The sequence below is a fragment of the Roseixanthobacter liquoris genome, assembly GCF_043195135.2.
In the GTDB taxonomy this organism is placed as follows: Bacteria; Pseudomonadota; Alphaproteobacteria; order Rhizobiales; family Xanthobacteraceae; genus NCEH01.
Window position 1 is genome coordinate 759761 of sequence record NZ_CM195537.1, and the last position, 24038, is coordinate 783798.

Annotated in this window: 24 protein-coding genes; 8 read left to right on the forward strand and 16 right to left on the reverse strand. The window is 69.9% G+C overall.

Annotation, left to right across the window (positions count from 1 at the left end; genetic code table 11):
* Positions 1-39: 39 nt before the first annotated feature.
* On the reverse strand, positions 40-999 hold the full coding sequence (locus tag V5F84_RS03405) for a cell division protein FtsX (RefSeq protein WP_394043947.1): 960 nt from the start codon (positions 997-999) through the stop codon (positions 40-42).
* Complete coding sequence (gene ftsE, locus V5F84_RS03410; RefSeq protein ID WP_348844549.1) at positions 986-1645, reverse strand: cell division ATP-binding protein FtsE; 660 nt, start codon at positions 1643-1645, stop codon at positions 986-988. The genes V5F84_RS03405 and ftsE overlap by 14 nt, the downstream gene beginning before the upstream one ends.
* A 154-nt stretch (positions 1646-1799) precedes the next feature.
* On the opposite strand from ftsE, the gene hpt reads away from it, so the two are divergent.
* Positions 1800-2336, forward strand: coding sequence for a hypoxanthine phosphoribosyltransferase (hpt, locus tag V5F84_RS03415; RefSeq protein WP_394043948.1), 537 nt, complete (start codon positions 1800-1802; stop codon positions 2334-2336).
* On the forward strand, positions 2333-3061 hold the full coding sequence (locus V5F84_RS03420; RefSeq protein WP_394043949.1) for an SAM-dependent methyltransferase: 729 nt from the start codon (positions 2333-2335) through the stop codon (positions 3059-3061). The genes hpt and V5F84_RS03420 overlap by 4 nt, the downstream gene beginning before the upstream one ends.
* A 145-nt stretch (positions 3062-3206) precedes the next feature.
* Here V5F84_RS03420 and V5F84_RS03425 read toward each other — a convergent pair whose 3' ends face one another.
* The 13 genes from V5F84_RS03425 to V5F84_RS03485 all read right to left on the reverse strand — a co-directional run bounded on the left by V5F84_RS03425 (position 3207) and on the right by V5F84_RS03485 (position 16738).
* Positions 3207-5900, reverse strand: coding sequence for a TIGR02302 family protein (locus tag V5F84_RS03425; protein ID WP_394043950.1), 2694 nt, complete (start codon positions 5898-5900; stop codon positions 3207-3209).
* Between the two features lie 115 nt (positions 5901-6015).
* A complete protein-coding gene (locus V5F84_RS03430) occupies positions 6016-6231 on the reverse strand; it encodes a hypothetical protein (protein WP_394043951.1) in 216 nt (71 codons plus the stop codon).
* Between the two features lie 3 nt (positions 6232-6234).
* Positions 6235-6600 carry a PRC-barrel domain-containing protein gene (locus tag V5F84_RS03435; protein WP_394043952.1) on the reverse strand — a complete coding sequence of 122 codons (366 nt, stop codon included), beginning with the start codon at positions 6598-6600 and terminating at the stop codon, positions 6235-6237.
* Between the two features lie 148 nt (positions 6601-6748).
* On the reverse strand, positions 6749-7126 hold the full coding sequence (locus V5F84_RS03440; protein ID WP_394043953.1) for a PRC-barrel domain-containing protein: 378 nt from the start codon (positions 7124-7126) through the stop codon (positions 6749-6751).
* Positions 7127-7191: 65 nt separating this feature from the next.
* Positions 7192-8292 carry a DUF1513 domain-containing protein gene (locus tag V5F84_RS03445; RefSeq protein WP_394043954.1) on the reverse strand — a complete coding sequence of 367 codons (1101 nt, stop codon included), beginning with the start codon at positions 8290-8292 and terminating at the stop codon, positions 7192-7194.
* A 3-nt stretch (positions 8293-8295) separates the two neighbouring features.
* Positions 8296-9348, reverse strand: coding sequence for an imelysin family protein (locus V5F84_RS03450; RefSeq protein ID WP_394044055.1), 1053 nt, complete (start codon positions 9346-9348; stop codon positions 8296-8298).
* A gap of 136 nt (positions 9349-9484) precedes the next feature.
* The gene (locus V5F84_RS03455; RefSeq protein WP_394043955.1) at positions 9485-10708 is read right to left on the reverse strand and encodes a di-heme oxidoredictase family protein; all 1224 of its coding nucleotides are present in this window, start codon (positions 10706-10708) and stop codon (positions 9485-9487) included.
* Positions 10708-12147 carry a multicopper oxidase family protein gene (locus V5F84_RS03460; protein WP_394043956.1) on the reverse strand — a complete coding sequence of 480 codons (1440 nt, stop codon included), beginning with the start codon at positions 12145-12147 and terminating at the stop codon, positions 10708-10710. Before V5F84_RS03460 ends, V5F84_RS03455 begins: the two co-directional genes overlap by 1 nt.
* A 5-nt stretch (positions 12148-12152) precedes the next feature.
* The gene (locus V5F84_RS03465; protein WP_394043957.1) at positions 12153-13304 is read right to left on the reverse strand and encodes an imelysin family protein; all 1152 of its coding nucleotides are present in this window, start codon (positions 13302-13304) and stop codon (positions 12153-12155) included.
* 287 nt (positions 13305-13591) lie between these two features.
* Positions 13592-13957 (reverse strand): helix-turn-helix domain-containing protein, encoded by a 366-nt coding sequence (locus V5F84_RS03470; RefSeq protein ID WP_394043958.1) that lies wholly within the window; start codon positions 13955-13957, stop codon positions 13592-13594.
* 10 nt (positions 13958-13967) lie between these two features.
* Positions 13968-14609: a Smr/MutS family protein gene (locus V5F84_RS03475; protein WP_394043959.1), complete on the reverse strand. Its 642-nt coding sequence runs from the start codon at positions 14607-14609 to the stop codon at positions 13968-13970.
* On the reverse strand, positions 14606-15847 hold the full coding sequence (gene mltA, locus V5F84_RS03480) for a murein transglycosylase A (protein ID WP_394043960.1): 1242 nt from the start codon (positions 15845-15847) through the stop codon (positions 14606-14608). Before mltA ends, V5F84_RS03475 begins: the two co-directional genes overlap by 4 nt.
* A gap of 174 nt (positions 15848-16021) precedes the next feature.
* A complete protein-coding gene (locus V5F84_RS03485; RefSeq protein ID WP_394043961.1) occupies positions 16022-16738 on the reverse strand; it encodes a Tim44/TimA family putative adaptor protein in 717 nt (238 codons plus the stop codon).
* 472 nt (positions 16739-17210) lie between these two features.
* On the opposite strand from V5F84_RS03485, the gene V5F84_RS03490 reads away from it, so the two are divergent.
* From V5F84_RS03490 to V5F84_RS03505, 4 genes are all read left to right on the forward strand, one after another.
* A complete protein-coding gene (locus V5F84_RS03490; protein WP_394043962.1) occupies positions 17211-18179 on the forward strand; it encodes a Bug family tripartite tricarboxylate transporter substrate binding protein in 969 nt (322 codons plus the stop codon).
* A gap of 272 nt (positions 18180-18451) precedes the next feature.
* Entirely contained in the window at positions 18452-18916 is a 465-nt protein-coding gene (locus V5F84_RS03495; RefSeq protein WP_394043963.1) for a tripartite tricarboxylate transporter TctB family protein, read from the forward strand.
* The gene (locus tag V5F84_RS03500; RefSeq protein WP_394043964.1) at positions 18916-20412 is read left to right on the forward strand and encodes a tripartite tricarboxylate transporter permease; all 1497 of its coding nucleotides are present in this window, start codon (positions 18916-18918) and stop codon (positions 20410-20412) included. Before V5F84_RS03495 ends, V5F84_RS03500 begins: the two co-directional genes overlap by 1 nt.
* Positions 20413-20533: 121 nt before the next feature.
* Positions 20534-21484, forward strand: coding sequence for a glucokinase (locus V5F84_RS03505; protein WP_394043965.1), 951 nt, complete (start codon positions 20534-20536; stop codon positions 21482-21484).
* Positions 21485-21512: 28 nt separating this feature from the next.
* On the opposite strand, the gene V5F84_RS03510 is transcribed toward V5F84_RS03505, so the two are convergent.
* Complete coding sequence (locus tag V5F84_RS03510; protein WP_394043966.1) at positions 21513-22391, reverse strand: LysR substrate-binding domain-containing protein; 879 nt, start codon at positions 22389-22391, stop codon at positions 21513-21515.
* 152 nt (positions 22392-22543) lie between these two features.
* Here V5F84_RS03510 and V5F84_RS03515 point away from each other — a divergent pair, with 152 nt between their 5' ends.
* Together V5F84_RS03515 and V5F84_RS03520 are read left to right on the forward strand one after the other, a co-directional pair.
* Positions 22544-23335 carry a transporter substrate-binding domain-containing protein gene (locus tag V5F84_RS03515; RefSeq protein ID WP_394044056.1) on the forward strand — a complete coding sequence of 264 codons (792 nt, stop codon included), beginning with the start codon at positions 22544-22546 and terminating at the stop codon, positions 23333-23335.
* Between the two features lie 40 nt (positions 23336-23375).
* Positions 23376-24038 (forward strand): amino acid ABC transporter permease, encoded by a 663-nt coding sequence (locus V5F84_RS03520; protein ID WP_394043967.1) that lies wholly within the window; start codon positions 23376-23378, stop codon positions 24036-24038.

The following is a 24038-nucleotide window of genomic DNA, read 5'->3' on the forward strand; positions in this document are numbered from 1 at the left end:
GTGGAATAAGGCGGGGGCGAGGAGAAATTTTGAGCCGCCTCACTGGATCGTCCTCAACGTCCGGTAAACGGTCATGCGCGAGGTCAGCGCGGTGACGCCGGCCACCAGCAGCACCAGCCCCGCGATGCCGGCGAATCCCAGCAGGCCGGGATAGAGCCAGGTGAGGATGGAGGGATTTTCCGGATCGCCGCCGAAGCCGAGGCGCGGCAGGCTGGCGATGGCCAGGAAGACCGCGCTCGCGGTCAGCCCGCCGAGCAGCCCGCCCTGGGCGCCGATCTTCAGGAAATGGCGCTGGAACTGGGCGGCGATGAAGCCGTCGCGGGCGCCGACGAAATGCAGCACCTCGACGATGGTGCGGTTGGTGGCGACCGCCGCGCGGGTGGCGAACACCACCGACAGCACGGTGGCGATGGCCACCAGCACGAGGAGGCCGATGCCGGTCGCCATCACGCCCTCGGCCATGGAGCCGAGCCGCCGCGACCAGGAGCGGTGATCGTCCAGGGTGGCGGTGGGGATCTTGTCGGTGAGCGTGCGGCGCAGGCGCGCGAGGTCCGGGCTCTGGCTCGGATCGAGCCGCAGCACGATGATGCGCGGCACCGGCAGGTCGGAAATATCGAGCCCGGTCCCGAGCCAGGGCTCCAGCAGCCGCCCGGTCTCGTCCTGGCTCAGCACATGAACTTCGCCGATGCCGGGGGTGTGCTGGGCGATGTCCGTGGCAGCCTTCACCTGGGCATCCACCGCGGCCGGATCGCCGGCCCGGATCTGGATCGTCACCTCGCGGGCCACGTCGGAGCGCCACATGTCGGCGGTCGCCCGCACCGCCATGACGGTGCCGAGGGTGAGGCTGGCGAGGAACGTCATGATCGCCACCACGGCCACCAGCGCCCGGCCGGCGACGGTGGCGCGCGGCACGATGGAGCCCTGGGCCTTCCGGCTCGCCTTCTTGCGCGGCGCGGCGGGCGCATCCTTCGTGGCGGGGGCGGGGCTATTCATAGACATAGAGCCGCCCGTCCGCGATCACGAGGCGCCGCGCGTCGAACTGATCCATGAGCGCGATGTCGTGGGTGGCCAGCAGCACCGAGGTGCCGGATTTGTTCAATTCCACGAACAGGCGCAGCAGGCGGCGCGCCAAGGTGGGATCCACATTGCCCGTGGGTTCGTCGGCGAGCAGGAATTCGGGCCGGCCGATCAGCGCGCGGGCGATGGCGGCGCGCTGCTTCTCGCCGCCCGAGAGCACGGGCGGCAGCACGTTCATGCGGTCGCCGAGGCCGACCCAATGCATCAATTCCGTCACTTCCGCGCGGTAGCTGGTCTCCTCCTTGCCGAGCACGCGCAGCGGCAGGGCGACATTCTCATAGGTGGTGAGATGATCCAGCAGGCGGAAATCCTGGAACACGATGCCGATGCGTCGGCGCAGCACCGCCACCTCGTCGGGGTCGAGCGAGGAGACGTCGCGGCCGAACAGGGTGATCAGCCCCCGCGTCGGCTTGAGCGAGAGGAACAGCAGGCGCATCAAAGTGGTCTTGCCGGCGCCCGACGGCCCGGTGAGGAACTGGAACGAATTGGGCTCGATGCCGAAGGTCACGTCCTTCAGCACTTCGGGACCCATGCCGTATCTCAGGCCGACATTCTCGAAGCGGACCAAAGCCCCCACCTTAAGCGAATCGGACGTCTTGCGCCCGCCAACCATAGACCGTGCCGGCGCGCGAGGCGAAACGCCTCGGCGCATCCGGCGCTTGCAGGCCGAGTCTGGACGCTTGCCCGCGCCCGGTCCATGCTCGCACGAAATGAGAGGAACCATGTCGCTCCCTACGGTTAAAGTTCTGTTCGATGAGAACCGCATCGCCGCCCGCAATCGCGAGCTGGCGTTCGAAATCGCTGCCCTGGAGCCGGAAAAGCTCCTGGTGGTCGCGGTGCTGAAGGGCTCGTTCATGTTCGCGGCGGACCTGCTGCGGGCGCTGCATGGCTCCGGCCTGACGCCGGAAATGGAATTCGTGCACCTCTCCTCCTACCGCGAGGCGACCGTCTCCTCCGGCCAGGTGCAGATCCTGCGCGACGTGGAAAGCGACGTGCGCGACCGCGACGTGCTGCTGGTGGACGATATTCTCGAATCCGGCCGCACCCTGGCGTTCGCCAAGGACCTGCTGGCGGCGCGGGGCGCGCGGCGGGTGCTGGTGTGCGTGCTGCTGGAAAAGCCCGGCAAGCGGGCGGTGCAGATCGAGGCGGATCTCGTCGGCTTCGAGTGCCCGGATGTGTTCGTGGTCGGCTACGGCATGGATGTCGCCCACGCCTTCCGCCAATTGCCGTTCATCGGCCATATCGAGGGGCTGGAATGACGACCCCGGCCTCCGCCGCCCCCGAAGAAGCCGTGCGCAAGTTCGATCCCGCGCGGGCGGGCGAATACCAGGCCCAGAGCCGGATCGCGCTCGCGGGCTATGATGCCTGCCACGAATTGTCGGCCTGCATGCTGGCGGCGGCCATCGGACCGGGCGTGCCCGCGCACATCCTGGTGGCGGGCGCGGGCGGCGGGGCGCAGGAGGTGCTGAGCGCCGGCGCGCTGGAGCCGCACTGGCGCTTCACCGCCATCGACCCCTCCGCGCCCATGCTGGAGCTTGCGGTGGCGCAGGTGCTGCGGGCCGGACTTGCCGAGCGGACCACCTTTCGCCTCGCTTTGGTGTCCGACCTGCCGGCCGAACCGCAGTTCGACGGGGCGACCTTGATCGGGGTGCTGCACCACCTGCCCGGGCGGGAGGCCAAGCGCGCGATCCTCGCGGATCTCGCCGCGCGGCTGAAGCCGGGCGCGCCGCTGATCCTTGCCGGCAACCGGTTTGCCTATGCCAGCCAGCCCTTGCTGCTGAAGGCCTGGGGCGAGCGCTGGCGCATGCATGGCGCCTCCGCGCTCGAGGTGGAGGCGAAGCTCGGCAAGATCCTGCAAGGAGCGGACCCGCCGCAATCGGAGGCGGAAGTGGCGCAATTGCTGGAGGAAGCCGGCTTCGAGCCGCCGACCTTCTTCTTCTCCAGCCTGTTCTGGGCCGCCAGCCTCTCGCGCCGCAAGGGCTGAGGCCAGGCACCGCGGACGCGCTGCGAGCGGGCGAGAAACTCCGGTTTCGTGCCGCTTCTCGCCGCCTTTGATGTGAAGTTCGGCGCTTCAAACCGCCTTTTCGGCCGGACGCATTTCGGCGCCGGACGACCAAGTCAGCCGCGGATCAGAAATTCTCCAGCAGGCGCTCGATATAGTCGAGTTCGAGCTGGGGCCGGTTGGTCTGCTCCAGGCGGCGGCGCAATTCCTCCAGCACCTGGCGGGCGCGCTGGACATCCACCTCCTCGGGTACCTTCACGGAATAATCGTCGCCATAATCCTGGCTGCGCAGGGGGCGGCCCATGGGGTCGGTGCGCTGGGCGCCCTGGCCGGAGGGGCCGCCGGGGCCCTGGCCGTTGGGATTGGACTGCTGGCCTTCCGCCATGGCCTGGGCGCCCTGGCGCAGGGCCTGGAGGGCGCGGCCCTGGGAGTCGAGCGCGCCCTGGGCATTGCCTTCGCCGAGCGCCCGCTCGGCATCGCGCATGGCCTGCTCGGCGCGGCCGAAGGCGCGGCCCGCGCGGCCGGCGGCGCCCTCGCCGCCTTCGCCCGCCTGGCCCTGCCCCTGACCCTGGCCTTCTCCCTGTCCCTCAGCCTGGTCCTGGCCCTCGCCTTGTCCCTGTCCTTGCCCGCGCTGCTGCTGCTCCATGCGGCGCATTTCGTCGAGCATCTGGCCGAGGCGGCGGCGCAGGCTCTCCTGGCCCTCCTGGAGCGGACCGAAGGCGCCGTCCTGCCCCTGCTCGCCCTCCTGTCCCTGCTCGCCCTCCTGTCCCTGCTGTCCCTGCTGGCCTTGCTGTCCCTGCCCCTGCTGCTGGCGCTGCTTGTAGGTGCGATCGCGCAGGCGCTGCTGCTCCTGGATCATGTTGCCCAGCTCGCTCTGGCCCTGCTGCCCCTGCTGGCCGGCCTGGCGATTGCCCGGCTTGAGATTGTCCATCATGGCCTGGAGTTCATCGAGCAGCTGCTTGGCGGCATCCTTGGCGCCGCTGCGGGCGAGGTTCTCGATGCGGTCCAGCATGCGCTGGAGGTCCTGCGGGCGGATCACGCGGCTGTTCTGGTCGAGCGGGCGGGCGTCGGCATTGCCGTTGCGCTGCGCTTCCTCGGCGAGCTGGCGCATCATCTTTTCCATCGCGGCGCGCAGATCCTGCGTGAGGCGCTTGATTTCCTCATCGCTGGCGCCGCGCTCCAGGGCATCGCGCAGGGCCTGCTGGGCGTCGCGCAATTCCTTCTGGGCGGCGCTGAGATCGCCGTCCTCGATGGCGAGCGCCATGTCCCACAGATAATCCACGACGCCGCGCAGATCGTCGTCCGAGCGGGCATTGTGGAGCCGCCAATAGGCGCTGCGCAGGCCGAGATAGGGCCCCGGCTCGATGCCGAACTGGTCCGGCGCCAGGGCCAGGGCCGACAGGACGTCCTGGACCCGCCGGCTCGCCCCGGCGTCGAGCGCGAGATGCTGGCGCTCCTCGATCAGCGCGCGGGCGAGCGGCTTGGTGAAGGCGCGGGCGGGCAGGCGGAAGGTCTTGGTCTCGCTCTCGCCGGTGTTGCCGGCCTCGTCTTCCACCTTCAGCGTCAGGCGCACCAGGGCGCCGGCCCAGGGATGGGCGACCAGATCCTTCTGGGTCTGCGCCGCGCCGGTCTTGCTGCCGGCGCCGGGCAAGGCGAGGCTGAAATCGGGCGCTTCCACCAGGGGCTTCGGCGCCACCGGGGCGGGTGCGCCGGGACGCGGGAAGAAGGGCGGGGGCGGCGGGGCGGCCTCGAACACCGCGCGTGCGGACTTGGCGCCGTAATCATCCTCGATGCGATAGGCGAGCACGAGCTGGTTGCGCTGGCCGCCCTGGGGATCCTTGGCGAAGGCGATGGTCGGCTTGGCGTCCGGCAAGGCCGTGAACTTCCAGGTCACGCTGCGCCGGTCCGGTCCGGCGAGGGAGACGGTGCCCGCCTGGCTGATCTCGAACCGCCGTTCCGGCGCCGGGGCGGCGGGCGCCGGCGGGTTCTGGGCGGTCTCCTCCTGCGGTTTCAGTTCGGCGATGCCGCCCTCGGTCTTGAGCGCGGAGGCATCCAGCCCCACGGCGCGCACCACCAGAACACTGCCGGCGGGCACCGACAGGGCCATGGCCTGCAAGGTGGTGGGATCGTCCGAGCGCAGGCCCGGCAGCACCACGGGCGGGCGGCCGGTATAGGCGGGCGGGTCCACCCAGGCGTCCAGGCGATAGGGGGTGCGGATGACCGCGCCGGACCAGTCGAACGCGCTCTCGATGCGGCTCCAGCGCTCGCCGCCGGCCAGGAAGAAGGTGGCGAACAGGGCCAGCACGGCGAGGGCACGGAAGGCGCGGGGGTCGCGGGCGGCGAGCCCCGGCGCCGGCAGGCCGGCCTTGAGATTGCGCGCTGCCGCCAGCGTCTTCGCCACATGGGCGCGCCACAGGGCGGCGCTGATGGGATCGTCGGCGCGGGTCGCCAGGGCGTCGGAGATGGCGGTCGCCGGGCGATGGGCGAGATGGCTTTCGCGGTCGAGGCGGGCGAGCGCCTCCTCCCGGCGCGGCCAGCGCATGCGGATCAGAGGATAAAGGCTGGCCAGGAAGGCAAGGGCGAACAGGCCGAAGCCCGCCAAGCGGCCGAGCGGCGGCAGCGCCATCCACAGGCCGGCCCAGGAGACGGCGAGAAAGGCGGCGACGACCACCAGGGCGGTGGCGAGCACGGGCCATGCCCGCTCCCACGCCAGCACCCTGCGGGCGCGCATCACCGCGCGATCAAGAAACGCCGTCGCGTTGCCGTCCGCCTCGGGTCGCGCGGGTCCGCGCGGCTTCTTCACTTCCGGTGTCCCGCTCACGCGACCTCCGAACACCAGCCCCAAAGAAGGGAGCTTAGCACGGCTGTCGGTCCTGGCCAGCGTGAGCGCCGCGCTCCGCGCTCACGTCTCGTTCAGATGGCGCGGCACGGACCGCTCAGAGCCCCCAGCCCTCGGGCCGGGACCGGCAGGCCGCGCGCTCGGCGGCGGCGATGTGGCGCACCGCCTGCGCCCGGTTCAGGAACGGGCCTTCCAGCGGCGCGCCCTCGGCGGAGACCACCCACCAGCCGGCATGCGCCGGGGGCGCGTGACGAAAGCGGGGATGGGAGAAGGCGAGGCGGCCGGCGGGCGGCTGCACGGGGCGGGGGCGCATGGTTCACATCCCCCAATAATAGGGCGCGCGATAATAATCGTGCACGCGGGTTTCATAATCGCGGTCCCAGGTCGGCTGGTCCTCGACGCCATAGGCGGGCGCACCCTCCAGCTGTGTGCGGCTGAGATTCACCACATAGCCGCCCTGCGCCGGGTCGTAATCCAGCGTGGACCAGGGCAGCGGGTGGTATTTCTCGCCGATGCCTAGGAATCCGCCGAACGACATCACCGCATAGGCCACCTTGCCGGAGCGCTTGTCGAGCATGAGATCGTGAATCGTGCCCAGATGTTCACCCGCCGGATTGTAGACCGCCGTGCCGGACACCTTGTCGCCGGCGATCAGGGAGGTGGTTTCATCGCGAATGTCCATGACATTCTCCTTGAAGACATTTCTCCTTTATGAAACGTCCTGCGCCCGCCAATGTTCCGCTGCGGCTTGCGCGCCTGCTGCAAGTCACAACAAGAAAAACCCGGCGTCGAGACGCCGGGTTCTGTATTGCGTGCGCAAAGAACGTGGATCAGCCGATCCAATAGCCTTGCAGGCCGTAATGCCCATGCAGCCGCTGTTCGGCGGCGCGGCGGTCGTCGAACTCCTGCGCGTCGGGCCAGGGCGGGGCGTCGCGCAACTGGTCGATGGTCACGCCGGTCACATAGCCGCGTTGCCGGGTGTCGTATTTCAACGCGGCCCAGGGCAGGGGCTGATGGTCGCCGCCCAGGCCCAGCACGGCACCGAAGGTGAGCACCGCATAGGCCACCCGGCCCGAGCGCTTGTCGAGCATCACATCGCTGATGAAGCCGATGTGCTCGCCTTCGGTATTATAGACGTCGGTGCCGCTGACCTTGCTGGTGGAGATCAGCGACGTGGTTTCTTCGACGGGCATCTGGCGCGTGTCCATGGGTGTCTCCTCGCGGATATCTTCTTAAGGAAACCCCCCAGCCGGCGGCGCGGTTCCGCGCGTCCTCACGCGATGCGCGAGACGTGATTGTCGAAGCGCGGGCCGCCGGTGTGGCGAGCGAGGATGCGCGGTTCGCGATCCTCCACCGCGACCAGGATCACCTCGCCATAGCCGCTGGTGGCCAGAAACCGCCCGGCTTCGGCCGTGGGAGCAAGGCCGCAGCCGTCCGCAAACGGCACGAAGCCGAGATAGCGCCCCGTGCGCTCGAAGAACGCCACCCGCCCGCCGCGCGGGCATGCCGCCGCCACGATCCGCCCCGAGGCGTCGAGCGCCACCGAGCCGATATAGCCGCGCAGGCCCATCCAGGCCTCGTCCGGCGCCTCATAGGCGGTGAGGCCGCGCGCTTCATCGATGGCGAAGAGGAGCGGCTTGCTGGAGGGCACGAGGGAGATTTCCTGCGCCGCCACCACCGCGCCCGCCCCGTCCCGCGCGAGGTGGCGCAGCGAGAGCGAGGCGAGATCGCCGCCGGGGGCGAATACCGCCCGCGTGCTGCCGTCCTTGCCGAGGACGGCGAGATTGGCGCCGGTCTCCTCGCAGCCGACGGCGGCCGGCGTGCCCGGCTCGACGCCGCCATTGGCGATGATCAGGCTGTCGCCCATGTGCAGCATGTCGTGCGGGCCGGGGCCGCGGGTGGGCCATTCGGCGACGATCTCGAACTGCCCCGCGATGCTGCGCAGGGCGAGCGTGCCCTGGTCGCTCGCGGGGTCGATTTCCACCGTGAGGAAGCCGGTCGCGTCGGGTGTGAAGCGGCCGTGGCCGGAGAACACGCGGTCCCCGCCGGGGGCGAAGCGCGCCACTTCCTTGCCGGCCGCGCGATCCAGCACCAGCGCCACCTTGCCCGGCCGCCGGCCCACCGCCACCGCCAATGGCCCGTGGGCGGCAGGCTCGATGGCATGCAGACGGGTGGGGCTGAGCGCGAGCGGATCGGCCTCGAACGCGCCGTCGAGGGCAAGCGGCGCGAAGCCGCCCTCCACCTGCCCGGTCGCGAGCCATCCCTGGATCAGCGTGTCCTGCGCGTGGGACATTTCGTGCGCGCGGGCCAGATCCAGGCGGGAAGCGGCGGCGAGGGCAGCGGCGCCCCGCAGCAGGGTGCGGCGGGAGATCATGGCTCAGTCCCCGTCCAGCGCATTGAAGCCGAGCGGCACGCCGAGCGTGGAGGCGAGGGGGGTCACCACCGCCTTCTGGGCCGCCTTCACCTCGCTGACGGCGGTTTCCAGCAGCTTGCGCCGCTTGGGATCGGCAGCGGCGGCGCCGAGATCGGCGGGCAGGGCATCCACCGCCTTCTGCGCCGCGGCGAAGCGGGCGAGCACCTGCCCCTTGGCGGGGTCCTGAAGGTCGGCGGCGAGCAGGGCGCCGAGCGCATTGGCGCTCTTCACCATCTGCTGGAGAATGGCGGCCTCGCGGCCGGAGCGGCGCCCCTCGCCCGCCTGGGGCTTGGCCTCTTCCAACGATTTGCCGAGCACGCCGATGAGCCCCTGGTCCACCACGCGCTGATAGGCGCCGGCGAGATCGGTGAGGATCAGGCTCGGCACCTGGGCGGGATCGGGCAGGAACACCTTGTCGCCGGTGCCGCTCTTCACCTCCGCCAGCAGACCGGAGGTCTCGGAGCCCCAGCCGGCGCGGATCTCCTTCGCGATGGTGGCGAGATTGAGCGCGATGGCCGCGCCCAACTGGCAGCGCCGGGCGGCCTGCGGCCCGCTCACCAGATCCTGCGCCGCATTGGGCTCGAACAGCACGCGCTCCAGCGCCGGCAGGCCCTGCACGGCGGCGGAGAGGCGCGGGAAGCGGTCCGCCTGGAGGCGGCTGTCGTCGGGGTCGGCCAGCAGTTCGGGAATCGAGCGGGAGACCGCGTTGCGCTTGTCCGGGAACAGGTTGAAGCGGTCCGCCCGCAGCGCCAGGATCACCGGGCCGAAGGTGACGAAGCTCACCTGCGCCCAGGCATCGCCGACAGCGCGGAAATCGCTCGTGAGTGTGGCGACGCCCTCCGCCGTGGGCTTGGCGCAGAAGGCGCGCCAATCCTCGTCCTGCCGGGCGGTTGAGGCGGCGAGCGCGTCATAGCGCGGCAGCAGCCAGGTTTCGATCACCGGCACCGCATTGGGTGCCGCGCGGGCGGGCTGGCTTGCGAGGGTGGCGCCAAACAGGACGATGCCGGACACGACCATGCCGGACACGAGCGCGCCGGATACAATCGCGCGAAGGCGGGACGGGGGGAGAATTCGGGGCATCGGCGCACCTTCGGGCGAGGAATCGGCGGAGCAAAAATCGTGCGGGCGAGGGTCTGTCCCGGCGCGGCGGGCTCTAGAGACCGGAAACATAACGGATCAGCGCATCGCGGTCGCGGGCCGGAAGCTTGCCATAGCGCGCGAGGGCGCTTGCGGCCTCCCCGCCATGCCAGGCGAGCGCGGCGTTCACATCGCTCGCGCGCCCGTCGTGCAGCAGGCCGGTGCCGCGCGCCAGCGCCTGCGAGAGGCCGGCCAGCGGCGCGGTGCGCCAGTTGCGGCCGGCGGCGCCGGGCGTGTCGAGGCCGTCGTCGAGGCCGGGGCCGAGATCGTGGAGCAGCACGTCGGTGAACAGGGCCGCCGTGCCGCCGCCCTCCAGCGGCAAGGTGGGGCGATGGCAGGCTGCGCAGCCGGTTTCCGCGAACAGGCGGGCGCCGGCGAGGTCGGCGCGCGCGCCGGGCACCGGAAGATCCGCCACATAGGCGACGAGGGCGTTGAACAAAGCGGGCGAAATCTCGCTCTCGCCCTCGTGCGTCACGCCATGGGGCGCGGCGCGGCAGAGCGTCTGGGCCGGCGTGCAATCGCCCCACGGCTCAAGCAGCAAAGGCGTGGAGAGGCCGAGATCCAGATGGAACGCCTCGGCGATCTGGCCGGAAAGGGTCGGCTGGGCCGCCTTCCAGCCGAACCGGCCCAGGCTTTCCCGCCCGTCCGCGCCGATGACGCGATGGGCACGGCCGCGCACGCCATCGCCGTCGCGATCCTGCGGGTCCTCCAGCGCCAGGATGGCGGCCTGCGGTACCCGCTCCAGCAGCCCGCGTCCGCGCAGGTCCGGCGCGAGGCGCAGGCGCGGCACCGTGTCGGCGGCGAGCGGGCCATAGGCGAGCGCGCTCAGCACCGGCGTGCGAACGGTGCGGCCGGCGCCATCGCGGCTTTCGCGGACGCGCACGATCGCCTCGGCATCGAGCCCCTGCACCGCTTCGGTCTGGAGGCGGGCGCCATAGACCGGGTCGGGCGCCCCGCCCGGCCGGGCAAGCGCCACCACCAGCCCGTGGCCGAGCGGCGCGCCGTCGGCGCCGAGACGCGCGGTGCCGCGCCCGTCCTTGGGATGGCAGGCGTTGCACGAGCGGGCGTCGAACAGCGGGCCGAGCCCGTCATTGCCGTGCGTCGAGGAAGGCGCCGGCACCCAGGGCCGGTCGAACACGGCTTTTCCCACCGCGATGTCGAGCCCGTCGGCAAGGCCGGTGCCGGCGCCGAGCAGGCAGAGCGCGGCCGCGAAGAGGAGCCGCGCCCGCGCCCGGCCCATCAGGCGATGCTCACATAGCCCATCATCCCCGTCTCCATATGGTCGAGGATGTGGCAATGGAGCACCCAGTTTCCCGGCGCCGCGACGAAGGCGATTTCCGCCGTTTCGCGCACCTGGAGCAGCACGGTGTCGGCGTAATGGCGCGGCCGCTTGGACTTGCTGGCGGAGATCACGTCGAACACATGCCCGTGCAGGTGCACCGGATGCAGGTGTTGGGTGGGATTGGTGAGGCTGATGACATAGGAGCGCCCCGCCACCAGCCGCGCCAGCGGCGCCGGCATGGGCCTGGTGCCGCCGGTGGGCCAGGAATTCTGGTTGATGGCCCAGAAGGTGCGCGGCCCGGTGCAATATTGATCCACCAGCGCCTTGGCGAGCGGATCGCCCGGCGGCAGGCCGTCGAGCACTTTCGCGGCATCGTCGGTGGCCTGCTGGAGGCTGAGCGAGAGCCGCTCGGCCTTGCGCAGGTCCGGCTTCGGCACGTTCGGCGCCGGCAGGGCGATGGGCTTGAACGGGCGCTTGCGGAACGACGAGGCGGTGGCCTCGATCCGCGCCAGCAGGAAGGGTTCGCCGCCGGTGCGGTAATCATAGATCGAGACGTTCTGCCCCTCGGCGGGCATGCGCACATGCAGGTCCAGCCGCTGGGAGGAGCCGAGGTCGCAGGTGTCGAAATCCGCTGGCGGGACGGCATGGCCGTCATAGGCGATGATATAGCCCTCGGCCTCGCCGGTGCCGACCTGAACGGTGCGGGTGGAATCCAGGTTGAGGATGCGCAGGCGCAGGTCCGCATGGGCGGGCGCGGACAGCCGCGCCGGCCCGACCCCGTTGACGCCGCGCACGGTGCCGAAGGTGCCGGCCTTCGAGGCGCCCTCCTCCGTGAGGAAGGGCAGGAAGGCGCCGTCCGGCGCCAGCCGCCAATCCTTGATGACCAGGATATGCTCGGCCTGGAAGGGAAGCTTCTCCTCCTCCTCCACGATCAGCACTCCGGCGAGCCCGCGTCCCACCTGGCCGGTCTCGTCGCAATGGGGGTGGAAGAAATAGGTGCCGGCGTCCGGCAATGGCACCTCATAGGTGAATTGTCCGCCGTTCGCGGGGATCAGCTCCTGCGTCAGCCCCGGCACGCCGTCCTGGGCATTGGGCAGGCGGATGCCGTGCCAATGCACGGTGGTGCCCACCGGCAGGCGATTGTCCACGGCGACCTTCAGCCGCGTGCCGCGCCGGGCGCGCACCACCGGGAAGATCGTGTCGTTGAAAAGATAGAGATCCTGCGCCTGCGTGCCCGGACCGAGCAGGGTGCGCGGGCTGATGCGCGGCGTCAGCGCGAGCGGCTGGATGGGCGCGCGCGGGTCGGTGGCCGCGGCGGCCTGCCCAAGGCGCTGCGGCAGGAACCCGCTGAGGGCTCCTGCCGCGAGGCCGGTCAGAAGGGTGCGCCGCGTGACCATCTCGCTCAGTGCGTCTTCACCTTCGAGGGATCGTCGAGGCTCTTGGAGCCCTCCACCTTGATCTTCACCCCGAGGGCGGCGACCGCCTGCTCCAGCGCGCGGGTCTGGGCCACCAGGGCGTCGATGCCGCGCTGGACGCGGGCGTTGCCTTCGGTATTCCCCTCGCCGATCATCTGGTCATAAGCTTCCTTGCCGCTATCGGCGGTGTCCTTGATGTCCTTCAGGGCGGCGAGCGCGGCGTCCATGCGCTCCTTCACCGTGGCGGCGACCTTCGGGTCCTTGGCGGCCACGAGATCGGCCACCGAGGGGCCCTGCACCACGCTGCCGTCGAGGCGGGTATAGCGGCCGGTATAGATGCCGGTGATGCCGACTTCGTCGTAATAATGGGAATTGTGGGTGTTGTCGGAGAAGCAGTCATGCTCCTCCTCGGGGTCGTGCAGGATCAGGCCGAGCTTCATCCGCTCGCCCGCCAGTTCGCCATAGGAGAGCGAGCCGAGGCCGGTGAGGATGATGCCGAGCCCGGCCTTGTCGGACTTGGTCAGCACGAAGGCGCGCGCCTTGCCCTTGGGCCCCCATTGCGTGACGATCTCCTGGAGGTCGCTCACCAGCAGGTCGGTGGCGGCCTTCAGATAGGCGGCGCGGCGGTCGCAATTGGCGTTGGTGCAATTCTTCAGGTCGTAGTCGCTGGCGGGGCGGTTTCCGGCGCCGGCCTTGGTGCCGTTGAGATCCTGGCCCCACAGCAGGAATTCGATGGCGTGATAGCCGGTGGTGACATTGGCTTCCACGCCCGCCGCCTCGGCCAGCGAGGCGATCAGCTTGGGCGTGATGGTCGAGGTGTCCACCATCTTCTTGCCGACCCGGATCTGCTTGTTGGCGATGATGTTCGCCTTGTAGAGCGGGTTCTCGTCGGAGGTGTCGCCATAGGAGGGCGCCACATAATCGATCAGGCCCTCGTCGAGCGGCCAGGCGTTCACCTTGCCCTCCCAGGCATCCACCACCGCATTGCCGAAGCGGAAGCCCTCGGTCTGCTGGTAGGGCACGCGCGCGGCCTTCCAGGCGTCGCGGGCCTTGGCGAGGGTGGCGTCGGTGGGGGCGGCGAGGAAGGCGTTCACCGCGCCCTGCAAGGTCTTCGCCGCGATCAGGCTGTCGCCATACATGGCCTCGGCCAGATTGGCGTAAGTGAAGAGAACGTCCTTAACATTGGGCGTCGGCGCGGGATCCGCTTTCGCAACAGTAATTGCGGACAGAGCCGCACATCCCAAGGCAAAGATGAAAGTCTTGGCGCGTATCACAGCAAATGCTCCCGCGTCGCCGGGCAGAAATCGCCGGGCCACCCCGCATCAGCCATAACCGAGGGTGAGATATCCCGCAAGTTGAGCGCGCAAACTTGGAATGACTACAGGCTGGATGCTTGGCGCGCAAAACCCGGACGCGAGGGAAGCGGTTACGCGCGACGGCGCAGGATTTTCAGACGCCCCAGCAGTTCCGCCACCGCCTCCGGCGGCAGCACGGCGATTTCCTTGGCCAGCAGATTGGCGAGTTCGGTCGCCTCCGGCGTCAGGCCGGCGGTGTCCACGGTGACGCGGGGGTGGGAGACCTCGGCGAGCCGCTGGAGGTCCTCCGCCTCGTCCCAGATCACGTTGAAATAGGCGATCACCCGCTGCACCAGCGGCCAGGTGGGGCGTCCGCGCTTGCCGTTCTCCAGCGCCGAGAGATAGGTCGGCGTCACGCCCACGGCATGGGCCATCTCGCTGAGGGTCACGCCCTTGCGGGCGCGCAATTCGCGCACCCGGCGCCCGAACGGGGTCATGCGGGCGCGCTCACGCCAGCGGCTCGCGCGCGCCGCGCCGCCGGCGGATGCGGATATAGAGCGCGCCGTCCCCACCATGGCGCCGCGCGGCACTCTCGAAACCCACCACATAAGGCCGCATGGCGGCGTCGGAGAGCCATTGCGGCACCGCCCGGCGCAGCACGCCGCGTTCGGGCGTGCCGGTCATGAACACGGTTTCCGGGTCCCCCTTGCCGGTGATCACCAGCACCAAGGCGTGGCCGGCGGCCTGCGCCTGCGCGACGAACAGCAGCAGCTGGCGATGGGCGGCCGCCTGGGTGAGGCCGTGCAGGTCGAGCCGGGCATCCACCTCGCCGCCCCGCGTCAGGCGGCGCCGCACCTTGGGTTCCAGCACCGACAGCGGCGGCGGGGCGGGGGCCTCCAGCGCGCGGCGCGCGGCGGCGCTGCCGGTGGGCTTGAGGATGCGCTTCTTCGCAACCGGTGCCTTGGGACCGGGCGCCGCCGGTTCGGCGGCGGGGATCTCCGGCTCCGGTGGCAGCGGGGCGCCGATCGCGGCGGGCGGCGGCGCAAGCGGACGGGGGGCGGCGCGCAGCGGGGCGACCGAGCGCACCACATGCTGCCACAGGGCGCGTTCCTCCTCGTTCAGCAGCCGCCTGCGGCCCCGCCGGCTCATGGCGCTTTCGCCTGCGTCGGCTCCAGGCGCGGCACCAGCACGGTGAAGGTGCCGGGATGGCGGATGCGCCCGGCCATTGCCGCCGCCGCGTCGCCCGCGCCGAAGAACAGATCCGCCCGCGCCGGCCCGACGATGGCGGAGCCGGTGTCCTGCGCGATCATCAGCCGGCGGAAGGGATCGGCGCTGCCGGCGGTCGCGAGGGGAAGCGCGGCGTCGATGAAGACCGGCGTGCCATAGGCATGCAGCGCGCGGTCGATGGCGATGGAGCGGCCGGCGGTCAGCGGCACGCCCTGGGCGCCGAGCGCCCCCGCGTCGGCGGCGAGCGGCACCGCCCGGAAGAAGACGAACGAGCGGTTCTCCCGCATGAGCTCCGCGCCCGCCTGCGGGTTCTGCTCGATAAAGCTGCGGATGGCGGCCATGGACATGGCCTCGCGCGCGACCAGCCCGCGCTGGATCAGCAGGCGGCCCACGGGCGTGTAGGGATAGCCGTTGTGACCGTCGTAATTGAGCCGGAGGGCCTTGCCGTCCGGCAGGCGGATGCGGGCCGAGCCCTGGATCTGCATGAAGAACAGGTCCACCGGATGGGCGATATAGGCGATTTCCAGCCCGCGCCCGGCGAGCGCGCCGTCCTCGATCTGCGCGCGGTCGTAATAGGGCACGAACCTGTCGCCGGCGCTGCGCACCGCGCCGCCCTTGTTGCTGCCCGCCGGGCCCGTGGGGATGAGATCCCCCGGCCGGGCGTAGACCGGCACCGGGAATGCGCCCGTCGGGGTGAGCGAGCCGTCCAGCTCGGGCTCGTAATAGCCGGTGAGGAAGCCGGGCGGGTTCTTGTCCGGCACGATCCTATAGGGGCGGAAATTGGCCTCGAAGAACAGCCGCGCCACGGCCGCCGATGCGGTCTCGGGCGCGAGCGTGCGCACCAGGCGGCGGGCATTCTCGCAGGCGACGCGCAGCCCCGGCACCAGCGCGGGATTGTCCGGCGGGCCGACTTCCGCGGGGCGGGCGCGCAAGGCGCCGCAGCTGGCGAGGAAGGTGGAGAAGGCGGCGCCCTGGTCGTCCTGCGCCCAGCCGGGCAAGGCGGCATAGGCCGCGCTCTCCAGCCGCGCGCCGGCGATCTGCGGACGGGCAACGGGCGCGAGGAGGGCGGACGGGCCGGTGCCGCCGCTCGCCGCCACGGGCGCGGTTCCGAGCAGGGCCGCAAGCAAAAAACCGGCGAGCAGGGGCATCCCGGCAAGCATGGCGCGCCTTCTGGGACGGAGCGCGCCCGCGGCGATGTCCTGCCGAGGGGGGCCGTCCCTTCGGGTTTCGCGCGCCCGCATGTCCGAGCGGCCCGGCGCCGCCGCCCCCGGGCGAGCGGGTGCGCGGCGCGGCGCGGCGGCGGGCGAGGGGCGCGCGGGCGCCATGGGTGGGCCTTACTGCGCCGCTTCGGTGGCGACCAGCTTCCAATTGGGGTCGCGGGTGCCGAGGTCGCGCGCGAAGGTCCACACGTCGGTCACGTCCGAGACGCTGTCGGGGCTGCCGTCCGCCACCGATCCGTCCTTGGCGCGGGTCACGGAAATCAGCTTGGAGACGAAGCGCACCGTGACCTGGGCCGTGCGGCCGCGCACGTTGGCGTCCAGCAGATCGGCGGTTTCGATGGAGACGAAGCGCGATTCCATGGTCTCGCCCCGGCTTTCGCGGTCGGCGATGGCGGCGATGAAGCCGTCATAGACGTCCTTGGCCAGCAGGTCCTTGAGCTGGCGGCGGTCGCCGTTGGCGAATGCGAGCACGATCAATTCATAGGCGCCCTTGGCACCGGCGAGGAATTGCTTGGCGTCGAAATCCGGCTCGATGGCGACGATCTGGTCGAGCGCCTGGGCGACCGGCGACCTTTCGGTCGTCACGCCCTGCCAGCGGAAGCCGCCGGGCGGGATGTCGTCGTTCACCGGCGCGCGGGCGGGCAGGTCTCCCGTGCGCTCCGGCAAGGTCACCACATTGTCGGCGGGCGCCGGTGGCGGGCGCGTGGCATCGCGCGAATAGGGGTCATAGGGCGGCCGCTCCTTGCCGGTGCGCTGGCCGAGCACGGCGCGCAGGCGGAAGAAGATGAAGACCGCGAGGGCCAGGAAGATGATCGTGTAAATGTCGAGCACTGCGCTTCGCCATGCCTCCGGCCGCGCGGACAAGCCGCCACCGCCTCTGTTGCCGCCGCTTGAGGCCCCTCGCCATCCCCAAGGACGCCAAGCGACCCCACCCCTGGGACACGACCGATCCTCGGTTCAGATGGATATCCTAACCGGCCGCATTCCGAAACCCGCCTCGTCGGCCAATGCCCCACCCCGCCCGGGCAATCGGCCGATATGCACCTTCATACCCCTATATGTACGTGGTCCGGGCGCTGCCGCCACCCCCCGCGGCGGCGCAGACCGCGAATAACCTTAGGGCAGGGGTTGCCGGAACGCCACATGCGCCACCGCGCCGCATGCTCCGTTGACCGCTGACCAAGGGTCACCTAAGTTGTTTCAAACGATTAAAACGATTTGCCGCTCCACCCAAAGGCCACGCCAATCAAGGCCGGGGGAGGAGGCAAAAGGGGCCGCCGGGGCCTCGCAACGGGAGGAACGCATGAAACGATTGCTCGTCGCCGGGCTCAGCCTCGCCATGTCCGCCTTGCTGCCGCTGGGCGCTGCGAAGGCGGCCTATCCCGAACGGCCCATCACGCTGATCGTGCCCTGGGGCGCGGGCGGCGGCACGGATGCGGTGGCGCGGATCATCGGTTCGCTGATGGAGCGCGATCTCGGCCAGCCGGTGGCCGTGGTGAACCGCACCGGCGGCCAGGGCGTGGTGGGCCACCAGGCGATCGCGGACGCGGCGCCGGACGGCTACACCATCGGCCTGCTGACGGTGGAAATCGCCATGATGCACTGGGCCGGCCTCACCAAGCTCGACCCCTCCTCCTACACCCCCATCGGCCTCGTGAACGAAGATGCCGCCGGCCTCCAGGTGCGCGCCGACGCGCCCTACAAGACCGCGCAGGAGGTGATCGACGACATCAAGAAGAACCCCGGCAAGTTCAAGGCCTCCGGCACCGGGCAGGGCGGCATCTGGCACCTGGCGGTGGCCGGCATGCTGTCCTCGCTGAAGGTGGACCCGGCGAGCGTGCCCTGGGTGCCGAGCGCGGGCGCCGCTCCCGGATTGCAGGACCTGATGGCCGGCGGCGTGCAGATCGTCACCTGCTCGCTGCCCGAGGCGCGCGCGCTGATCGAGGCCGGGCGCGTGAAGAGCCTCGCCATCATGGGCAAGGAGCGCTCCAAGCTGATGCCCGATATCCCGACCCTCAAGGAAGCCACCGGCAGCGACTGGACCATCGGCGCGTGGCGCGGCATCGCCGGGCCGAAGGGCCTGCCCAAGGAGGTCACCGACCGGCTCGCCGCCTCGGTGAAGAAAGCCTACGAGAGCAAGGAATACCAGGAATTCCTCACCAATCGCGGGTTCGGCGGGCGGTGGGCGGAAGGCGCCGCGTTCGGGGCCTTCATGGCGCAGAGCGACGCCGCCCTGGGCGCGGTGATGAAGGAAGTGGGGCTCTCGAAATAGCCTCCTCACCCCGGCCTCTCCCCGCCGGGGAGAGGCGGCACCGGAGGGCTCTCCTTCTCGTCATGCGGGAAGCGGGACGCATCTCTCCCCGTGGGGGAGAGGTCGGCCGGGCAGCGGACGGGTGAGGGGCGCCGGTGCTGCCGGAAGGCGCGGCCTCCCTCGCCCCGGCCTTCTCCCCGTCGCAGAGAGGGGTCGTCTCTTCCGCGCCGGGGGGCGGGCTTCCGGGATCGGAGCTTTCTTTCTTTGTTTCCTGTGCACCTAAGGACTGCACCATGCGCGTCAATGATTTGATCCTCGCCATCGCCGTGATGATCGGGGCCGCGGCGCTGGCCGCCGCCGCCTCCACGCTGCCGCCCATTCCGGGCCAGAAGTACGGGGCGGACGTGTTTCCGCTCGCCATATCCGCCGGCCTGTTCCTGTGCGGCCTCGTGCTGGCGGTGCAGAGCCTGCGGGCCGGCGCGGGGCCCGCGCTCATGCTCGGCTGGGCACGGGAGATGCCCGCTCTGCTGCGCGCCGCCGGCACGCTGGCGGCGGTGGCGCTCTACATGGTGCTGGCGCCGCTGACCGGCTTCATCATCGCCTCCACGGCGATGCTGATGGTGCTGTTCCTGATGCTGAAGGTGCGACCGCTCGCGGCCGTGCCGGTGGCGCTGATCGCGACGCTGTGCGTCTATTATTCCTTCGCCCACGGCCTGCGCGTTCCGCTGCCGCGCGGCCTCATCGAGGGCATGCTGTGATGGGCGCCATCGAAGCCGGCATCGGCCTCGTGCTGCATTGGCACGTCATCCTGACCATTTTCATCGCGGCGGCCTTCGGTCTGGTGGTGGGGGCGATTCCCGGCCTCACCGCCACAATGGCGATCGCGCTGCTGGTGCCCATCACCTTCTTCATGGATCCGATCTCGGCGGTGGGCGCCATGATCTCCTGCTCGGCCATGGCGATCTTCGCCGGCGACATTCCGAGTACGCTGATGCGCATGCCCGGCACGCCGGCTTCCGCCGCCTATACCGACGAATGCTATGCCATGACCCGCAAGGGGCAGGCCGAGGTGGCGCTCGGCGCCAATGTGCTGTTCTCGGCGCTGGGCGGGCTGTTCGGCACGGCGGTGCTGATCGTCTCGGCGCCGCTGCTGGCGGAGGTGGCGCTGGGCTTTTCCTCGTTCGAATATTTCTGGCTGGCGCTGCTGGGGCTGACCTGCGCCATCTTCATCGGCTCGGGCTCGCCGGTGAAGGGGCTGATCTCGCTGTTCCTCGGCCTGTTCGTGGCGTGCATCGGGCTCGACAATCCGGCCGGCATCCCGCGCTTCACCCTCGGCAATACCGACCTCATGAGCGGGGTGGATTTCATCCCCGCCATGATCGGCCTGTTCGCGGTGTCCGAGGTGATCCGCGCCATGGCCTCGGGGGCCAAGGACTGGGACGTGAAACAGACCTCGCTCGGCAATCCGCTGCGCGGCTGGGGCACCATGTTCGTCAAATACTGGCCGCAGCAGATCCGCGGCAACATCACCGGCACCGCCATCGGCATCCTGCCCGGCGCGGGGGCGGACATCGCGGCCTGGGTCTCCTATGCCATGAGCCGGAAATTCTCCAAGACGCCGGAGAAATTCGGCACCGGGCACGTGGAAGGCATCATCGAAAGCACCTCGTCCAACAACGCCGCGCTCGCCGGCGCCTGGGTGCCGGCGCTGGTGTTCGGCATCCCCGGCGACAGCATCACCGCCATCGTCATCGGCGTGCTCTATCTGAAGGGCCTCAATCCCGGGCCGACGCTGTTCCTGAACAATCCCGAATCCATCTATGCGGTGTTCTTCATCTTCATCGTCGCCAACCTCGCCATGATCCCGCTCGGGCTCGCGGCGCTGAAGGCGGGCACGGCGCTGCTGAAGGTGCCGCGCCGCATCCTGATGCCGGTGATCCTGCTGTTCTGCGTGGTCGGCGCGTTCGCGGTGAACAATTCGGTCTATGGCATCGTGGTGATGCTGGGCTTCGGGGTGCTCGGCTTCTTCATGGAGGAGCACGAGGTGCCGATCGCGCCCTGCGTGCTCGGCATCGTGCTCGGCAAGATGCTGGAGGAGAGCTTCGTCACCTCCATGATCAAGGCCGACGGCGACCTGCTGGGCTTCTTCTATCGGCCGATCTCGGCGGGGCTCGGCCTCGTCACGATCGCGGTGCTTCTGCTGCCGCTGTGGGGCGTGCTGCGCCGCCGCCTCGGCGCGCCCCGCCCGGCCTGAGGGCGCATCCCGCGGCCCGGAGGGGCGGCGCGGCCGCCGCCCTTCCGGCATCCTGCCTTGATTACACCGGAAACGCCGCCCAATTCTAAGCGCCCCGATGCCTTCCTGACATGGATGCCCGATGCCCGCGACGCTTCTCCTTGCCGATATCGGCGGCACCTCCACGCGCATCGCGCGCGCCGGCCGGGACGGCACCTTGTTCGATTTGCGGGTGGAGGCGAACGATTCCTATGCCAGCCTGGAAGACCTGTTCGGCGTCTATCTCGCCAATATCGGCGGCCCACGCCCGAGGGCCGGGGTGTTCGCGGTGGCGGGCCCGGTGGACGGCGACGAGGTGAAGCTGACCAACCGGGCCTGGCATTTCTCCCGCCCGGAGCTTGCCCGCACGCTGGGGCTGGACGCGCTGACCGTGCTGAACGATTTCGCGGCCCTGGCCCATGGCGTGGTCGGCCTCGGGCCGCAGAACCTCGTGACCGTGGGCACCGGCAAGGCGGTGGAGGGCGCGCCGATGCTGGTCTGCGGTCCCGGCACCGGGCTCGGCACCGCGCTCGTGCTACCGCGCGCCGACGGCTTCGAGGTGTTGCCGGGCGAGGGCGGCCACGTGCGGTTCGGCGCCGTCACCTCCGAGGAAGCGCGGGTGCTCGCCCATCTGGTGCAGGATCTCGGGCCGGTGAGCGTCGAACACGTGCTGTCCGGGGCCGGTCTGGTGCGGCTGCATCGCATTCTGAGCGGGGAGGTGGCGACCTCCCATTCGATCATCACCGCCGCGCTCTCGGGCCAGCGCAACGAGCGCGAGACCTGCCACGTGTTCCTGCGCCTGCTGGGCCGGGTGGTGGGGGATTTCACCCTGCTGACCCTGGCGCGGGGCGGCGTGTTCATCTCCGGCGGGGTCGGGGCGGCGATGGCGCATTTGTTCGCCGAATCCCCGTTCCGCGCGGCGTTCGAGGATCATCCGCCCTATCAGGCCCGCCTCGCCGCCATCCCGGTGCGGGTGGTGGTGCACCCCACGCCGGGCCTTGTCGGCGCGGCGGAAGTCGGCCGGCGCCTGCTGGCCGCCCTCGAACCCGTCTGAGCCCCGCCGGCACGGGCCGCCGGCTCGCTCAGGCGCGGCCCGCCATCTGCCGCCAACGCAGGAATTCGTGCACGGTCGGCGACTGCTCGCGCCGCCGGTAGATCATGTACACGTCCGCCACCAGGGCCGGGGCGATGGGTACGAACACCACGTCGTCGCTGGTGAAGGCGGCGGTGGAGGCCGGCACCAGCGACACCCCGAACCCCGCCGCGATCAGGCTCGGGATGGACTGGGAATCCACCACCTGCTGGGAGATGCGCGGCAGGAACCCCGCGTCCACGCAGCAGCGCTGGAGATAGCGGGCGAAGTGCGAGGAATCCGGATGCAGCATCACATGCTCGTCCGCGCTCAGTTCCGCGAGGCCCACATGGGGCCGCCCGACCAGGCGATGGCCGCGCGGCAGGATCACCGAAATGGTTTCCTGCCACGCCAGCGTGCTCGCCAGCTCCGCGCTGTCGGCCACCGAGCGGTTGAAGCTGATGTCCGTGCGCAGCTCCAGCACCGCCTTCACCTGGAGCGCGGGGGCCTGCTCGAAGATGACGGTGCGCACATCCGGGGCGTGGCGGCGATAGGCGGAAAGCCATTGGGCAAGCCCGCCGCGCAGGATGGTGCCGGTGGCACCGATGGCGATGGTGCCGCTGCGCCCGGCGCCGATGGCCTTCACATGCAGCCGGGTGCGCGCCGCCTGTTCCAGCAGGGCGCGGGCCTGCGCCTCCAGTTCCTTCCCTGCCGCGGTCAGCTCCACCCGCCGGCTGGTGCGGGTGAACAGCTTGGTGTCCAGCTCGGCCTCCAATTGGGCGATCTGCTGGGAGAGCGGCGGCTGGGAAATGTTCAGCCGCGCCGCCGCGCGCGTGAAGGACAGTTCCTCGGCCACCGCGAGGAAATAGCGGAGCTGACGCAGATCCATATTCAAAACATATCGATTAATCCCAACGATATATTGGACCTATGCCTGCTGCGGCGCAACACTGTCCGCAACAACCGGGGCAGGGCTGGGCGCGCTCAGGCCGAAGCCCCGGTGGGGAACAATCGCAAAACAGGACCTTCCAGATGACACGGGTGAAAAGCTTCCGTCTCGGGTGCGCCGTCGCGGCGCTTGTGGGTGTGTTCGCGGCGGGCGCCCTGCGCCCCGCTTCCGCGGACACTTTGGCCGATATCGAAAAGGCCAAGGTCATCAAGATCGCGGTGCCGCAGGATTTCGCGCCCTTCGGTTCGGCGGGGCTCGATCTCAAGCCCGTGGGCTATGATATCGACATGGCTAATTACATCGGCGCGCAGCTGGGCGTGAAGGTCGAGATCGTGCCGGTGACCAGCGCGAACCGCATCGCCTATCTTCAGACCAAGAAGGTGGACCTGGTCATTTCCAGCCTCGGCAAGAATCCCGAGCGCGAGAAGGTGATCGATTTCTCGGTGGCCTATGCGCCCTTCTTCTCCGGCGTCTATGGCCTGAAGGGCGAAACCTCGGCCAAGTTCGACGATCTCGCCGGCAAGACCGTGGGCGCAACGCGCGGCTCCATCGAGGAGCAGGAATTGACCAAGAGCGCCCCCGCCTCGGCGACCGTGAAGCGCTACGAGGATAATAACGCCACCATCTCCGCCTTCATCTCCGGCCAGGTGGACCTGATCGCCACCGGCAATACGGTCGCCGCCGCGATTGCCGAGAAGAGCCCGGCCCGCAAGCCGGAGCTGAAGTTCATCATCAAGAACAGCCCCTGCTATGTGGGCTTGAACAAGGATGAGCCGGCCCTGCTCGCCAAGGTGAACGAGATCATCGCCAAGGCCAAGGCCGACGGCACGCTCGCCAAGTTTTCGGAGAAGTGGCTGAAGGCGCCGCTGCCGGCCGAGTTCTGATCCCCGCCGCAGTCTCAACAGCCAGCGGGGGGCCGGTCGCATGACCTATCACATGAGCTTCGGCGACCTGCTGCCCTATTGGGACGTGCTGGCGCGCGGATTGCTCTACACCATCATCCTCACGGTCGTTTCGACCGTCACCGGCCTCGCCGTGGGAACGGCGGGCGCCTGGGCCCGGAGCTTCGGGCCGAAATGGGCGGGTTATGCGGTCGGCGCCTATGTGGAGCTGATCCGCAACACACCGTTCATCGTGCAGCTCTTCTTCGTTTTCTTCGGCCTGCCGGCGATCGGCGTGAAGATGACGGAATCAGAAGCCGCATTCCTGGCCATGGTGATCAATCTCGGCGCCTATTCCACCGAAATCATCCGCGCCGGCATCCAGGCGGTGCCGAAGGGCCATCTGGAGGCGGCGGCCTCGCTCGCCATGAGCCGCCTGGAGACGTTCCGCTACGTGGTGCTGAAACAGGCCTTCATGAAGGTCTATCCGGCGCTGTCCTCGCAGATCGTCATCGTCATGCTGGGGTCGGCGGTGGTGTCGCAGATTTCGGCCGAAGACCTGACCTATGCGGCGAATTTCGTGCAATCGCGGAATTTCCGGGCCTTCGAAGTCTATCTCGTCGCCGCCCTTCTCTACTTGCTGCTGGCCATCGCCATGCGCGCGATATTGCGTGGCATCGGCCGGGCCCTGTTCCCGAAGGCCTGA